Source organism: Bacillus sp. RC251, assembly GCF_044908765.1.
GTDB classification, from domain to species: Bacteria; Bacillota; Bacilli; order Bacillales; family Bacillaceae_G; genus Bacillus_A; species Bacillus_A wiedmannii.
Map to the genome: position 1 here is coordinate 19,121 of NZ_JBIYDP010000012.1, position 15,104 is coordinate 34,224.

The following is a 15,104-nucleotide window of genomic DNA, read 5'->3' on the forward strand; positions in this document are numbered from 1 at the left end:
GGAGGTTAACATTATGAGAAGATTTCATGTTTTAGATTTAGCATTAGCTGCCATGTTCGTCGCTCTTATGGCCATTGGTGCAAATATTGTCTCTTGGGCACCATTCCTGCAAGTGGCGGGCATCCCATTATCTATGCAACCATTTTTCGCAATTTTAGCAGGGCTTCTTCTTGGAAGTAGACTTGGCGCATTATCAATGACTGTGTATATGCTCGTTGGCTTAGCTGGTGCACCAATCTTCGCTAACTTCAAAGCTGGATTTGGAGCACTTTTAGATCCTACTGGTGGTTTTATTATTGCATTTATTATCGTTGCTTACGTATCCGGAAAACTAGTAGAACAAAAAGAACGACCAACATTCAGTACATTTGCAATTGCCTCTTTCACAGGAATCATTTTAACTTATATTATCGGTACTACTTATATGTACGGGGCAGTCAATTTCTTTATGGGTGGTAATATGAGTTATAAAGCTGCTTGGATGATTATGATGTGGTTTGCAGTAAAAGATATTGCATTTACAATTATCGGTGCTATTATCGCACCTCGCATATACTATGCTGTACGCCGTTCTGCTTATCGAAACAGTCACTTCGTTTCATAAGTTGTTTTTTTGATATTTGCATGGGATACCGTTTCCCTTGATTATTATTCCCCTTCCCTAATCGGGTTTTTATTACGTACTAAAGAGGCTATCCTTCTATTGGAAGATAGCCTCTTTTTTCATATGGTTAGCACTTTCTATTCTTCATATATATTTGATTTTTAGATACAAATAAATTATGCTTGAAAAAGAATTAAACTAAAGTAAGGATTTGATTATAGATGGGGAGAGAATCCTCTCAAGAACATACAAAAAGATTTCTCATAGTAACACTATTTTTTACGCTTGGGACAGCTTTAGGAAAGCTACTTGGCTTTGCAAAAGAAATCACACTTGGAGCTTATTTCGGTACAAACCATGCCGTTGATGCATACGTTGTAGCTTTAAATATACCAACTATTGTTTTTACTGGTATCACAGGGGCCTTCGCCTTTTCTTTCATTCCTATCTTTATGGAGTTAAAGGGAAAGGATTCCCTTAAAGCATATCGATTTATGAATAACTTTTTAAACATTGTTCTACTTATTTTTTTCATTCCGCTTTTGCTCATTGAACTACAGCCGAACTTATTTATTTCAATATTTGCAAATGGGCTCCCAGAGCAAACAGCTTTATTATCAGCTTACCTATTACAAATCATTTTCCCAACTGTATTCTGTACATTCATGATTGATATTTTTAATGCTTATTTGAACAGTTTACATAAATTTCGCATTACAAGCATGCAATGGGTTGTATTAAATGGTATTACCCTTATTATATTTGTTTCCCTTGTTAATTGGATTGGAATTTACGCACTCGCATTAGGCGTTATTATCGGAAACATTGTACAAAATACACTTGTTTATTTTGCTTCTAAGCGCGAGGGGTATCGCTATCGATTTGTAATCGATTGGAAAGACCCTTCTTTAAAAACGATGATTAAGTTGAGTATTCCTGCTTTCATTACAAGTATGTCTATTCAAATTAATCTACTTGTGGATCGTACACTAGTATCTGGATTAGAAGAAGGATCTATTGCAGCCCTTAATTATTCCCAAAAATTATACTTCATTCCTCTTGGATTAATCGCTGCTCCAGTCTTAACAGTTATGTATCCTAAATTTGTCGGTTATGTAACTGACTCAAAATGGAAAGATTTCGTAAATTTAATGGAAACGAATATAAAAGTATTATTATATTTATTTATTCCCGTTTTTATTTATTTTACCTTTTTTACAGAACAAATTGTCAAAGTTGTTTATAACTATGGTGAATTCGGGAAAGATTCTATTATGATGACAGCAACTGCATTGCAATTTTATGCGCTAGCCGCTCTCATGCAACCTTTAAAAGATTTACTTGATCGTTTACTATTTTCTTTAAAATTGAATCGATATATTATGTACGCATCAATTTTTTCCATGATTATAAATGTTATATTATGTATTATACTCGTTAACAAAATGGGCTTAGCTGGTGCAGCTCTATCTACGTCAATAGCATCGGCTAGTACAGTAATCATACTATTGTGGATGTTCCAAAAATTCATGAAAGAGAAAGAAGCAGTAAACTTGTACTACGGTGGCTTTTTATTCAAATGCATTGTGGCATCCTTTATTAGCTTGTTTACTTCCAAGCTGATGCTTCATTTTACACATGATACAAAGTTGCTTATTTTATTAGCAATAGCGATTGGCGCCATCGTTTACTTATTAGTCACTTACATGTTAAAGATTAAAGAACTACAACAATTGCTATCGCTATTTTTAGGTAAAAGGAATGATATAAATGAATAAAATTATGTACCTTTTGAATTATGTTGGGGATGGTGGATCAGAAAAATACGTCCTAGATTTAATTCAATCTATGGATCCAGAATGTTGTATTCTTGTATATTCTACTCCTGGTCCTTTCTTACATAAGTTTGAAGCATTAAATATACCCATATATCAAATAGAAATGAAACACCCTTTTGATATAAAAACTGCATGGAAACTAAAAGAAATAATTGCAAAAGAGCAAGTAGATATTGTTCACGCACAATTTTTACGTGAAAATTATATTGCAATTTTAGCAAAGTTATTAGGGGCATCCATCCGTGTCATTTGGACATACCATGTGGATGTCCCCATGTCACTTCCTTTAAAATGGTGCAATAATATATTCACTCGTTATAATGACACCATCATTTGTATTTCACAGTTTATGAAACAGCAACTCCTTCAAAAAGGAGTTCGAAAAGATAAATTAAAAATAATTTATAATGGCTTAGAGGATCCTTATTTAAACAATTTACCCTCTGTTCATAAACCGATGAAAATCGCTGTAATTGGAAGGTTAAGCGAAGAAAAAGGACAACCATTTTTAATACACAGCTTACAAAAACTAAAAACAAAATTCCCTTCTTTACAATGGCACTGTAACATTATTGGAGATGGTCCATTAAAAACTCAATTAGAAGACTTAGTGACTGCTTTACAATTAAATGATTCCGTTTCTTTATTAGGTTTTCGAGATGACATTATTAAAGAATATAGTGCACACGATATCATCGTAATTCCTTCTAAAAATGAGGGGCTATCCTACGTAGCAATTGAAGCGATTGCTATGAAAAAGCCTGTGATTGCGACAAATATTGGCGGATTACCAGAAGTTATTGTTCCAAATCAATCTGGTATTTCTATACCATATGGAGATGTCGAACAATTGGCAACTGCACTGGCAACATTATTACAAGATGACAAACTCTACTATTCTTTAGCAGAATGCGGACGCGAATATTATTTACAACATTTCACCTTCTCTAAAATGATAGAAGAGGTGAAACATATTTACCGCATACCATCATCATGTTAAAGGGGCTTAATATATTATGATTCAGCTAAATCGATTTCACTATATTACTTTAAGTATTTTCCTTATTATAGTAGGATTAATATTTTCAGCAACTTATACCGGGCTATTCATTTCGGCATTATTAGCAATAACTGCCTTTCGAGATGAAAAGCTCGGTATTGCTTATTTACTATTATTTATTCCAATGCGCCCCTTTTTAACTGCCTACAATGCAGGGTTTAAATTTATTGGGATTTTCATTATTCTCGCTTTATTATGCAAAATCATTTTGCAATATCGAAATACTGCTTCAAAACTTTTTACATTTCATTATTTTGAAATCGCATATTTCCTATTTTGTTTATTCGGAGCGATTGTAGGATTAATTAACAATGTATCTTTAGCAGCAATAATTATGCAGTTACATACCCTTTTACTATACTATTTTGTATTCTATATCGTCTCTCGATTGTCATTCACCCGAGATGATTTCATATTGTTTGCAAAAGTAACTTTCGTGGCTGCAATTATCATTTCGATTCAAGGCTTAATTGAAAAAATTTCTCTCCGTAGTATGCTACTACCGGAGGTATGGAAAAATCTCGATCTAGCTCCTACTAATAAAATTCGTATATATGGTATGGCTGGTGGCCCAAATGAACTTGCACTTTATTTAATAATTGCATTTATTATTTCTTTATATTTGTTAAAAAATGCTTCCATAAGAATGAAGTACATACTCTATGTAGGGCTAACAATTATCGCGACAACTTTATGGTTAACCTATTCACGCGGAGCATTTTTAGCGTTAATAACCTTTGGAGTGCTTTATATCATTATCCATCGTAATATACCGTATTGGAAAGCATTAATCCCTATAATACTCATCTCATTTATATGCGCTACTGGAATCTCTCTTATGACAAACTATTTAGAAGGAGATGCTCTAGGTGCAAAACGCTTTTCAGAAGCACTATCAGAAGACACATTAGAATTAAGTAAGCAAGACGGTCGAATATATTATGTACAGAAAGCATTAGAAATCTTCCGTGACAAACCAATTACCGGATATGGTTTCGGTACATTCGGTGATGCAGCTACTCAAACACACTCGTCACCAATTTATAAATCGTATAATATTACATGGAATTTTTATTCTGACAACCAATACATCCAAATTCTAGCGGAAACAGGACTTATCGGAGTCATTTTATGTTCGATATTTGCATATGGAATTTTAAGTGCTTTCTGGAAACTAAGAAGAAATTCAATATTTAGTCCCATTCTCTTATGTTTATTTGTTGGTGCTATTATAGGAAGTGCCTTTTATAACATATTAGAGAATGCCGTCTTCATGATGTATTTCTTCCTCATTACGGGATGTATATATAATAAAAAAGGACTACTGAAATAATCAGTAGTCCTTTTTTATTATATTTTCTTCTGTTTCCTTGATACAATAAAAGCGCCTAATAGTGTGATAACAAAAGTAATAAACGAAACAATTGCTCCCATTACAAATCCTGGGGAAGTATACTTTAATTCAATTGTATGCGTTCCTTTTTCTAAATCTAATCCAAGGAATGCATCATTTAATTTAAGTAACTTAGCTTCTTTACCATCAACTGTTGCCTTCCAGCCTTTATCATATGGAATAGATAGGAATAAATAGTTATCTTCCTTCACATCAATTTTTCCTGATACCGTGCGACTTGTGTAATTCTTTACATCAAATGACTGTTGTTTCAGTACATTTATTCGCTTATCAAATGCTTCTACATCAAGTCCATAGAATAATTGTTGTTCCATCTCAATGGAATGACTACTTCCTTTGACTTCAACTTCAACCTTGACTTTTTCATTATCAAAATATCCTAAATCTAAAATACCATTGTTCCAATAGTAACGAGGATATTCAGTGAATTTTTTACCAAGTGATTTTCCATTTACATATACTTTTGTAATATCAGTTGGTTCCACACGTAATTTTGTATACAATTGTTGCTTACCTTTTACATCAACTGTATATTTAATACTTGCTTTTTGTCCACCCTGCTGTTTAACCAATTCGATTGGCTTTTGATTTGTTTGAGCTATTTTTTCGGTTTCAGCCTGTAGCTCTTTTTTCGTTTTCTCGCTCGTTTCCACAACTGCTAAATTATTATATTCTACAGAAAGTGGGTTTAACGGTTGATAGTAACTAACTTGTTGCCCATCTAATTTACCAATCAATTCGTTTTGCTTCTCAAAGGAATTTGTATAGTTGATTCTTTGTACTTTCAACTTGTCTTTTCCTTTAACATCAAATTCATCTTTATTTACCATGTATCCGAACGAAAGCGCATTTTTATTCTCATATACATAATTGCTTCCAACATGATCGATTTCAGACCATCCGTATTTATTTAAAGGTTGATCAGAAATCATATATTTTACACCAAACAAGGCATCAGTAGAGAGAATCCCTTTACCATTTTGTAAAATTAATGCCTCTAGATATCCATAACCTAAATCTTGCATGTATAAATTCAAGTGACCATTTGCCACAGAATTGAAGTGTGTTACGCCCTTATATCCAAAGCGTAGCGCATCATTCCATGTAACACCTCTTGTCGTTTCCATTCGATAAAGTCCCTTGTCCTGCTCGGCTACTTTCTGAATGGTCTCTTCATATTTTGGATACGGCGAAGCATATTCTTGACGATTAATATATCCGTATTCATAGCCCATTAACTTAACCATGTATACTGTATTAGTTGCTACATCTAGCCCTACTATAGCTAATAAAGCCAAAGAGATAATTGCTTTATTTTTTCGCAAGCGAACTTTTCCAAATAACAATAATGCATACATAATGATTAAAAAGGCATTAATTACAATCTTATTTGACTGCATATAACTTGGAGCTACTTTTCCTAATAATAGCAGCATAAATATATTAAACAATACAACCTTTTTTAAAGCTGGTATTAATTCCTCTTCGAATACCATAAACGTTCGAACTGCTACATAAATGAGTACAAAGGAGAATGTAAATGAATAACGATACGGGAAATTCGTTGGTGGCTCAAAACCATGCCAAGCAATATTTAAAAACGGAATTTCAAAAGAAAGGATTAGGAATAACAGTACGCTTCCATATACAATCTTTTCTTTCAATGAAATTCTCTTTGTAATAAAGAATAATGGAATGAGTAATACAGTTAAAACACCTGCATAAACGTTCGGCATTCCATTTACTGTCGTATCAATTACGCCATTAAAGAATCGTGCATAAAAATCAAAAGGATCAAAATTAAATGCTGTAGAGAATGGAATCTTAGTACGTTCAACAAAGTTGCTCTTTAAATCCATGTATGTTGGTAGCGTAATAAATGCAGACATTCCACCTGCCAATCCTGTTCCAAGACAGAACCATACGAACCTTTGCATTAATAATTTTATATTTCGAATATCGTAAAGCACACAATAACGTGCTACAAAATAGATAAATGTAAAAATCCCTACCATAAAGGAAATATAAAAATTCGTAATAAATGTAAGTGCTAAACTAAATGTGAATAACACCCATTTTTTTTCTGCAACTAGCTTTTCAACACCTAACATAATAAGTGGTAGTAAATAAATAGCATCTAACCACATTACACAGAAAGAATATACTGTTACAAATGACATTAAAGCATAAAAAGTTGAGAATAGCGCAATAGCAATTTCACGACGCTTCATCATATGACTTAAATAATACGTCATTGTAAAACCAGCTAATCCTGTTTTTAATAACGTCATTAACATAATCGCTTCTGGAATATGCGAACGATCAAACAGGAGAATAAGTAGTGAAAAAGGACTAGCTAAATAATAAGCAAATACTCCAATGAAGTTTAACCCCATTCCACCTTCCCAGCTATAAAATATACTTTTTCCATTTTTAAACACATCATATAAATACGTGTAAAACTGCACATATTGTGTGTGTAAATCCGTTACAAGGATTGATTTTTCTCCAAACGGTGCAATACCCAGTAAAATAAAAATGACACCATAAATAGAAAAAGGAAGTAAAAAAGCAAAAGTATATAAAAACTTCTTTTTCTTAAACAAATCTAACAGCACTTGCATTATACTCCTCCATATCATTCTTCATTAATCATTTATTACCAAATTTTATGTATAAAAAACAATAGCCGGCATAGAGCCAAGCCATTGTTTTTTATATATTTTGACCGTTTTCTATATCGGTCTTCTTTTTAAAAATAATATATTTACTCGCAAAATAATTTACAACCACAACAATAACGTTTGCAATAATTTTCGCTACTAAATCATTCATACCTAGCCATTCAATTAAAACAATCATGGATGCGATATCAATGAAATACGATACAATACGGAATCCCATAAAGTAGACAAACTCTTTTACTACATGAGCAAAACTTGTTTGTTGACTGTTAAATACATACTTCTTATTTGTAATATACGCAAACAGTACCGATACAATCCAAGCAATTGTTGTTGCTATTTTGTAATCCATTCCAATTAACGTTGCACAAATAAAATACGTCACAATGTTGATTAACGTCGTTAAACCACCGAAAAGTAAATAGTTAAAGATTTCTTTCGCTTTATTATTCACACTTCTAATCCCCTAGTGATTTGATTTTACTTTACGATCTTCTACGCTGTATAATTTCGCCGTTTTTTGATCGCCATCGATATTCGTTACTTTATCATCATTATATTCATCTACAAAATATAGCGGACGTTGTTTTGTTTCATTGAAGATACGTCCTAAATATTCCCCAATAATACCGATAGAAATTAACTGTACACCACCGATGAATAGAATAGCTGTCATCATAGATGGATATCCACTTACTGATTCACCATACATTAGCGTCTTAATAATAATCCAAATCATATAGATAAAAGCTAAGAATGAAACAGTAAATCCCATGAACGATGCAAGGCGCAATGGCGCTGTTGTAAAGGATGTAATTCCTTCAATAGCAAGATCCATTAGTTTGAAATAGTTCCACTTTGTTTCACCTGCAGCACGAGGATCACGATCGAATAAAATTTCTTTCTTATTATAACCAATCCAGCTAAACATCCCTTTTGTATAACGCTGCGTTTCACGAATTTTCTTTAATGCCTCAACACAACGACGGTCTAGTAAACGAAAATCACCTGTATTTTCTTGGATCGGAATTCTTGTTGTTTTCTTTAGCAAGCTATAAAATTTACCAGCTGTCCATTTCTTCGCCCATGATTCACCTGAACGAGAACGACGTTTTGCATAAATATCATCATACCCTTGCTCCCAGTACTTGATCATTTCAGGGATTAATTCTGGTGGATCTTGTAAATCAGCATCAATGATAATTACTGCATCTCCAATTGCATGATCAAGACCCGCAATCATTGCTGTTTCTTTTCCAAAATTTCGTGATAAGTCTACATACGAAATACGCTTATCATTCATTCTAAATTCCTTAATAATATCTAACGTGCGGTCTTTACTTCCGTCGTTAACAAACAAAATTTCAAAGTTATAATTTGGAATGCCTTGAAATACCCCTGTTAAACGACTATATAATTGATCTAATACCTCTTCTTCATTATACGCCGGTACCAATATAGTAATAGTCTTCAAAAAAGGTGCTCCTTTCTTTTTCAAGCCTGCTCATAAAGAACATCTTATAAGCACAGATTAGACATAGTAAACTGGATGTTTATCTTAGAATACCTCTTTCTCCAATTCACTATGTCTAACCTCACATATTTATAAATAAGTTAATTTTTCACAGTATTTTTTTGTCCGTTCACAATTTCTTCCATAATCGCTAATAAATCATCTTTTAACTCTTCATGTTGTAACGCCATTTCGATTGTTGTTTGAATAAAGCCTAGCTTCTCTCCAACATCATAACGCTTTCCTTCAAAATCGTATGCGAACACACGTTGAATTTCGTTTAGCTTTTGGATTGCATCTGTTAATTGAATTTCACCGCCAGCACCAATATCCTGCTCTTCTAAGAAGCGGAATATTTCTGGTGTTAACACATAGCGTCCCATAATTGCTAAGTTTGAAGGTGCCTCACCTGGAGCCGGTTTTTCAACAAATTGCTTCACTTGATAACGGCGACCCTCTTTTTCTAATGGGTCAATAATACCATAGCGATGCGTCTCATTTTCTGGAACAGTTTGCACACCGATCACAGATGAAAGTGTATGCTCATACTCATCGATAAGCTGTTTTAAACAAGGTTTTTCAGCTTGTACAATGTCATCACCAAGAAGAACAGCAAATGGCTCATCGCCGATGAACTTACGAGCACACCATACTGCATGTCCTAAACCTTGTGGTTCTTTTTGACGAATATAGTGAATATCTACCATTTTCGAAGATGCTTGTACTTTTTCAAGTAACTCATATTTTTTCTTCTCTAATAAGTTTTGTTCTAATTCAAATGCATTGTCGAAATGATCTTCAATCGCACGTTTTCCTTTTCCTGTAACGATAATGATATCTTCAATACCAGCCGCTACAGCTTCTTCAACGATATATTGGATTGTTGGTTTATCAACAATTGGTAACATTTCTTTAGGCTGTGCCTTTGTAGCTGGTAAAAAACGTGTCCCAAGACCAGCTGCAGGAATAATAGCTTTTCTTACTTTTTTCATGCCTATAACCTCTTTCTCTCATCTTTGGTATATATTCGCATTTGTCCAAGCAGTAGTTATTTTTATTATTTTTCCCTTATCAAACCATATTTATGGGATACATTCTTATCCAAATGAGTATAACTTTTATACTATATATCTATCAATTTTCTTATTAAACTAAAGTTTTTTACATGTTAACTTCTTCACTAACTGCAAAAGACACTTCGTACAAATTCTACATGATTGTCTCTTTATTCGTCAAGGTTACTTATTAATCTCTCATGTGCTTCTCCTTATTCTCTACTCATGAGCCCTTTTATTTACTGTATCCTTCGTACAATCGGTCCTAAAAAGCGTAGCAAATCTGACAAATATGCACTTATTTCCTTTTGCAAAAAAGCTAAATAGATGCATGTTAATAAACATGTGAAAGGCCACGTAAATATACATCTTTAAAATTATATAATTTAATTTTTTCACCATAACAATTTCAAATTATACGTAAACTTTTACTAAAATCTATTTTTTATTTTGAATATAGTAACGATCTAATAATACATAAAACAGGAATAACATGGCTATGAAGTAACTCATTCCTTCTGGTGAATCCATCAAAATATTGATTGAAACCGCTGTAACAACTACATGCCATACACTTTTTGCATCTAGACTAATGCTATACATTACATTACCATCTACGAATTCTTCTATTAATGAATTGTTAAATATATGTGAAAGTACATATACGATTACAATGATCATTAATACAGGATAATGTACTTCAACAACAGGTGAGAATAACAGCATAAGCGCTGTAACGAGGACAAACTCCAACGAGCTATCTTTTTTACATTTTCTAATAACTAGAAATGTAATTGCTAATAGTATTATGACATACACAAGGTGAGTTATACTCATTGAATCGTGTGGGAAATATGTCTTTAATACTCCTTTAAATGAGCTATCCCAAGGTGCTCCACCATGCATTTCATTAATTTCATTTACAACAAACAAATCTTTTGTTACATATTCCCAAGCTACATTCCATCCAACTATAGCAATGGTAATCCCTGATGTAACAATCGTTGTAACCACAGCACTTAAAAACACCTTCCACTCTTTCTTATATAGGAAGTATACAAGAAAAATACCCGGTAGTAATTTAAAGCTAGTAGCAAAAACAATCGGAATCCCTGCCAACCACTTATGTTTAGATTGATAAAAATAATATGTTAAACATAATAAAAAGAAGATTAAACGATTGGATTGTCCCCAATAAAAATCAGCAAATACTGGATAAATAATAATAGCCGCAGAAAACAAGAGATACTTTACCCCTTTTGCTCTTCCTTTATACGCAGCTTGTATTACTAAACATACACCCAATATGAATAATATACTATTGAACATGGTCCATAAAAGGCGCGCTTTTTCATAAGGAAATGCTGCGAACCACGAAAGAAATACAGCAAACTGTGGTGGATACATATAGTATCCTAGTGCACCTTTTGTTTCACCATATAGTTGACGAAATGTCTCCATTTGATGGTCCAAATTATACATCATGCTTATAGCATTATCATTCCAAATTGTATGAAATGCATAGTAAAAGAAATGATAATCATCAAACATCCACCCTAACATTGCAGGCTCTTTATAAAGTGGCCATAGGACTTGATATCCTAGCGAGTACCCAATTGCCCCTAGCAAACATATTAAGGAGATAACCTTAAACATTTTCTCGCTTATTTTTATATTTACCATTTATTCTCCTCCAAAACATTATTATGAGACCCATAAAGGAGGTGACATAAGAAAAGCAGAAATCCAGTATATTTCTGCTTCGCTTATACAACCTATTTAATTATACAGTTACTTTCTGTTTTTCTTCTTTTTCTTTATGAGTTAATAATTCTTGCTGCATTTTTTCATTTTCATGCTGATAAATAGCTATAACTTGCGTCAATTCTTTAATTCGAATGGAAGATCTCGAAACTACAACAGTTAAGAAAAATAAAACACATGTTACAAAAAGAAATCCCAAAAAGAATAGCGCATTTATCGGTGTAGCAACTCCCAATAAATGTGAAACCACATCAATTGATTTTGGGAAAATCCCAATCATTAAAATACCGATTAACACTCCATACCATGTTAATACATATTTCAATTCCAATTTTTCTTTACGGACTAGGTTTGTAAAAATAATTAATCCTACTATAACTCCTAAAATAATTAATATTTGAAGGCGAATTGTCACGAAGCATTCTCCTTTCTTTTAGGTTTTAATCGATCAATTGTAATCGCAAGTGTTACTTTAATCATATAGTAAATGGCTTTGTAATTTACTATTGAAGATGTCCCACCCATTCTTTCTCGCATAAGTACTGGAACTTCTTTTACTTCATAATTGTTTCTAATTACAGCAACAATACTTTCCGGCTCTGGATAGTCTTTTGGATAGTACTCACAAAATTCATTAATAATTTTACGATTTACCATTCTAAATCCAGAAGTCGCATCCGTTATTCTTTTTCCAGATACAATTTTGATTAATTTTTCAAAGAAACGAATCCCAACTCTTCTAGTAAATGAAGACTGGAATCCTTCTTTATTAATAAAACGTGAGCCAATAACCATATCTGCTCTCGTATCTTCCATTTCTTTAAGAAGGGCTCCTAAATAGGCCGCATCATGTTGTCCATCACCATCAAATTGTACCGCAACATCATATCCATGGCGCTGAGCATACTTATAACCAGTCTGCATGCCTCCACCAATTCCTAAATTGATCGGTAAACTTACATAATTAAAATTATTATCTTTACATATTTGCTCTGTATCATCTTTTGAGCAATCATTGATAATAACATAATCAAAATCTGGAGCATTCTTCTCTATATCCTCTACAACGTGTATTAAGTTCGTTGATTCATTGTAAGCAGGAATAATAATCAGCTTCTTTTTTAACAATTGGAATCCCTCACTCCACTAATTTTAATAAAAATATCCTAGCATAAACACATTTGCATACAATAGCATACAACATGCTAATCTGGCTGAGCGTTGCGCTGTTAACTCTGAGTGTTGTTTCACATTCATTCTTTCATTAAAGATGAACAATACAATTGGAATGACAGGTAAGAAATATCTTCCTTGTAAACCACTAATGAAATCTGTACCAACTTCAGACCATGTTAAATATAAGCTTAACATAACTAGCCCAACTACACTTACAATTGTGAGTATAAAGACTGCATAATCGAACTTACGTAATTTAAATCCATCTTCGCTATAATCAAAAATGACTGTCATTACAAGTCCTACCATACTAATAAGCACAATACCACTCATTAAATGAGTTACCCATCCAACTTGATTTAGCATGTTCATCCACATGCTCATTCCACTTTCAAATGTTCCAAAAAAAGCTTTTATTACTTCAACTGGATGCTCTAGTATAAACTTCAATTGACCAACAGGATTAATTTTTTCATTTGGATTAATAGTTCCCACAAATTTCATTACGAATAGGTTCCAAGAACTCATTATTAAACCTGGTATTCCTGCCAGTAATAAAAATGACATAACACCTTGCATTTTTGTACGGAATAAATCCCTTCCAATAAACGCAAAAATCAAGAATGATAACGGCCAATACGTAAATTTACATAATACTATTAGGATTAATAAAACAATTGGAATAATAAAATCTTTAATTCCTAACGTATTCTTTTCAGAACGCATAAGCTTCTGCAACATTACAGCAATAAACAGGTAATTTAACCCCATCAGTATTGCATCTGCTGAAAACGACGCACCCAATGATACAAACAATGGAAATGCCGCTAAAAATGCTAACGTATTTTTCAACCTTGGAATAATTTTTATCGCAAGAGCACTCAAAGCAATATACACAGCTAAATTAAAAATCCTTCCTAACATTAGCGCACTAAAAGCTTTTAGCCCCAATATATTAGCAATAATTAAGCCAAGAGCTTGTGGAATATAAGGAATTGGTGTATAAACAGCTGTTGTGGGTTGCTCTACAAAATTCGTTTTATCTGCAAATGTATAGGTATCCCAAATATCACTCTTAGCCCTATCGTATCTTTCGCCATTTGCCAATAACCCATAAGTTGTTTCAAATTGATTCGGGCGTGGCATATCATCAATATTCTCTGGTAAGTTAACGCCCACTTTATCTCCCTGTTTTGTAGAGAGAAGATTCCCTAAGCTAATATCATACGCTTTTGCAAAATGGAAGTTTTCATCAGTTGCCTCAAAGAGTGGATTATTGAAACTGAACATAACCCCCATTATTCCGGTAACAACGACAAAATTTTTAACTGTGTTATTACCAATAAGGAATAAAGCTAATAAAGTAGCTAATGCAGTAACAACTGCTTTTCCAACCTTAAACCAATCAAGTTGATCATATGCTACCTTTGCAGCTATCGCTTGTCCACTTTCTTCTTTACCATTAACAGTCAGTTTTTCATCTGGAGACAATGATGCCCCTGTACGAATAGTAACTTTTTCGCCATTTTCAGCTTCTACTATTTTTACTTTCAAGACAGCATCTTTATTTATGTCTTTTTCAATAGGAATTATAATACTGCTCTTAAAATGAGGATCCTTAATATATTTTTCTCCGCCCCATGTTTTTAAATCGACTCTTTCTTTACTCACGATTTTCCCTTTAGCCGAGAGCTCATACTCTAACACAGCGTTTTTATGATAACTTTCACTTGTAAGAGGTAACAGCAAATGCTTTGGGTTTTCACCTGCAAAATGAATCTCTTGACGCACTTCTTCACCTTGCGCTAAATCAATCATCTTATATTTGCTATAAACAAGACTCTTATTTACAGTGTGTATAGGCCCCGTCAAAAACACATATAAAACTGCACAAAAAACTACAAAAAAAGATAAAAATATCTTTTTTCTTCCTATCATGCTACAAACACCTCGATTATATTATTTTCTAAATATCGGCACACAGTAGATGCACAAA

At 33.1% G+C, this 15,104-nt stretch carries 12 protein-coding genes; 4 read left to right on the top strand and 8 right to left on the bottom strand.

Annotated elements, in window-relative coordinates:
• Positions 1-13 precede the first annotated feature (13 nt).
• The 4 genes from ABH961_RS24670 to ABH961_RS24685 all read left to right on the top strand — a co-directional run bounded on the left by ABH961_RS24670 (position 14) and on the right by ABH961_RS24685 (position 4,835).
• A complete protein-coding gene (locus ABH961_RS24670) occupies positions 14-604 on the top strand; it encodes a biotin transporter BioY (protein ID WP_001252152.1) in 591 nt (196 codons plus the stop codon).
• Between the two features lie 221 nt (positions 605-825).
• Positions 826-2,382, top strand: coding sequence for a murein biosynthesis integral membrane protein MurJ (gene murJ, locus ABH961_RS24675; protein ID WP_000532294.1), 1,557 nt, complete (start codon positions 826-828; stop codon positions 2,380-2,382).
• Positions 2,375-3,442 (top strand): glycosyltransferase, encoded by a 1,068-nt coding sequence (locus ABH961_RS24680; protein WP_048542232.1) that lies wholly within the window; start codon positions 2,375-2,377, stop codon positions 3,440-3,442. Before murJ ends, ABH961_RS24680 begins: the two co-directional genes overlap by 8 nt.
• Positions 3,443-3,458: 16 nt before the next feature.
• Positions 3,459-4,835 carry an O-antigen ligase family protein gene (locus tag ABH961_RS24685; protein ID WP_048542234.1) on the top strand — a complete coding sequence of 459 codons (1,377 nt, stop codon included), beginning with the start codon at positions 3,459-3,461 and terminating at the stop codon, positions 4,833-4,835.
• 17 nt (positions 4,836-4,852) lie between these two features.
• Here ABH961_RS24685 and ABH961_RS24690 read toward each other — a convergent pair whose 3' ends face one another.
• The 8 genes from ABH961_RS24690 to ABH961_RS24725 all read right to left on the bottom strand — a co-directional run bounded on the left by ABH961_RS24690 (position 4,853) and on the right by ABH961_RS24725 (position 15,046).
• A complete protein-coding gene (locus ABH961_RS24690) occupies positions 4,853-7,540 on the bottom strand; it encodes a YfhO family protein (RefSeq protein ID WP_098642732.1) in 2,688 nt (895 codons plus the stop codon).
• Between the two features lie 91 nt (positions 7,541-7,631).
• On the bottom strand, positions 7,632-8,054 hold the full coding sequence (locus tag ABH961_RS24695; protein WP_001060121.1) for a GtrA family protein: 423 nt from the start codon (positions 8,052-8,054) through the stop codon (positions 7,632-7,634).
• 12 nt (positions 8,055-8,066) lie between these two features.
• On the bottom strand, positions 8,067-9,074 hold the full coding sequence (locus ABH961_RS24700; RefSeq protein WP_048542238.1) for a glycosyltransferase family 2 protein: 1,008 nt from the start codon (positions 9,072-9,074) through the stop codon (positions 8,067-8,069).
• 140 nt (positions 9,075-9,214) lie between these two features.
• A complete protein-coding gene (galU, locus tag ABH961_RS24705) occupies positions 9,215-10,105 on the bottom strand; it encodes a UTP--glucose-1-phosphate uridylyltransferase GalU (RefSeq protein WP_048542239.1) in 891 nt (296 codons plus the stop codon).
• 501 nt (positions 10,106-10,606) lie between these two features.
• A complete protein-coding gene (locus tag ABH961_RS24710; protein ID WP_098078273.1) occupies positions 10,607-11,851 on the bottom strand; it encodes a glycosyltransferase family 87 protein in 1,245 nt (414 codons plus the stop codon).
• A 100-nt stretch (positions 11,852-11,951) separates the two neighbouring features.
• The gene (locus ABH961_RS24715) at positions 11,952-12,347 is read right to left on the bottom strand and encodes a DUF2304 domain-containing protein (RefSeq protein ID WP_048542243.1); all 396 of its coding nucleotides are present in this window, start codon (positions 12,345-12,347) and stop codon (positions 11,952-11,954) included.
• Entirely contained in the window at positions 12,344-13,060 is a 717-nt protein-coding gene (locus ABH961_RS24720) for a glycosyltransferase family 2 protein (RefSeq protein WP_048542245.1), read from the bottom strand. The genes ABH961_RS24715 and ABH961_RS24720 overlap by 4 nt, the downstream gene beginning before the upstream one ends.
• Before the next feature lie 24 nt (positions 13,061-13,084).
• Positions 13,085-15,046, bottom strand: a complete 1,962-nt coding sequence (locus ABH961_RS24725) for a DUF2142 domain-containing protein (RefSeq protein ID WP_048542247.1) — start codon at positions 15,044-15,046, stop codon at positions 13,085-13,087.
• Positions 15,047-15,104 lie beyond the last annotated feature (58 nt).

Excerpts from the sequence above, each read along its gene's own strand:
- ABH961_RS24710 (WP_098078273.1), bottom strand. The coding sequence starts at position 11,851 with ATGGTAAATATAAAAATAAGCGAGAAAATGTTTAAGGTTATCTCCTTA.
- ABH961_RS24725 (WP_048542247.1), bottom strand. The coding sequence starts at position 15,046 with ATGATAGGAAGAAAAAAGATATTTTTATCTTTTTTTGTAGTTTTTTGT.
- ABH961_RS24670 (WP_001252152.1), top strand. The coding sequence starts at position 14 with ATGAGAAGATTTCATGTTTTAGATTTAGCATTAGCTGCCATGTTCGTC.
- galU (WP_048542239.1), bottom strand. The coding sequence starts at position 10,105 with ATGAAAAAAGTAAGAAAAGCTATTATTCCTGCAGCTGGTCTTGGGACA.
- murJ (WP_000532294.1), top strand. The coding sequence starts at position 826 with ATGGGGAGAGAATCCTCTCAAGAACATACAAAAAGATTTCTCATAGTA.
- ABH961_RS24680 (WP_048542232.1), top strand. The coding sequence starts at position 2,375 with ATGAATAAAATTATGTACCTTTTGAATTATGTTGGGGATGGTGGATCA.
- ABH961_RS24685 (WP_048542234.1), top strand. The coding sequence starts at position 3,459 with ATGATTCAGCTAAATCGATTTCACTATATTACTTTAAGTATTTTCCTT.
- ABH961_RS24690 (WP_098642732.1), bottom strand. The coding sequence starts at position 7,540 with ATGCAAGTGCTGTTAGATTTGTTTAAGAAAAAGAAGTTTTTATATACT.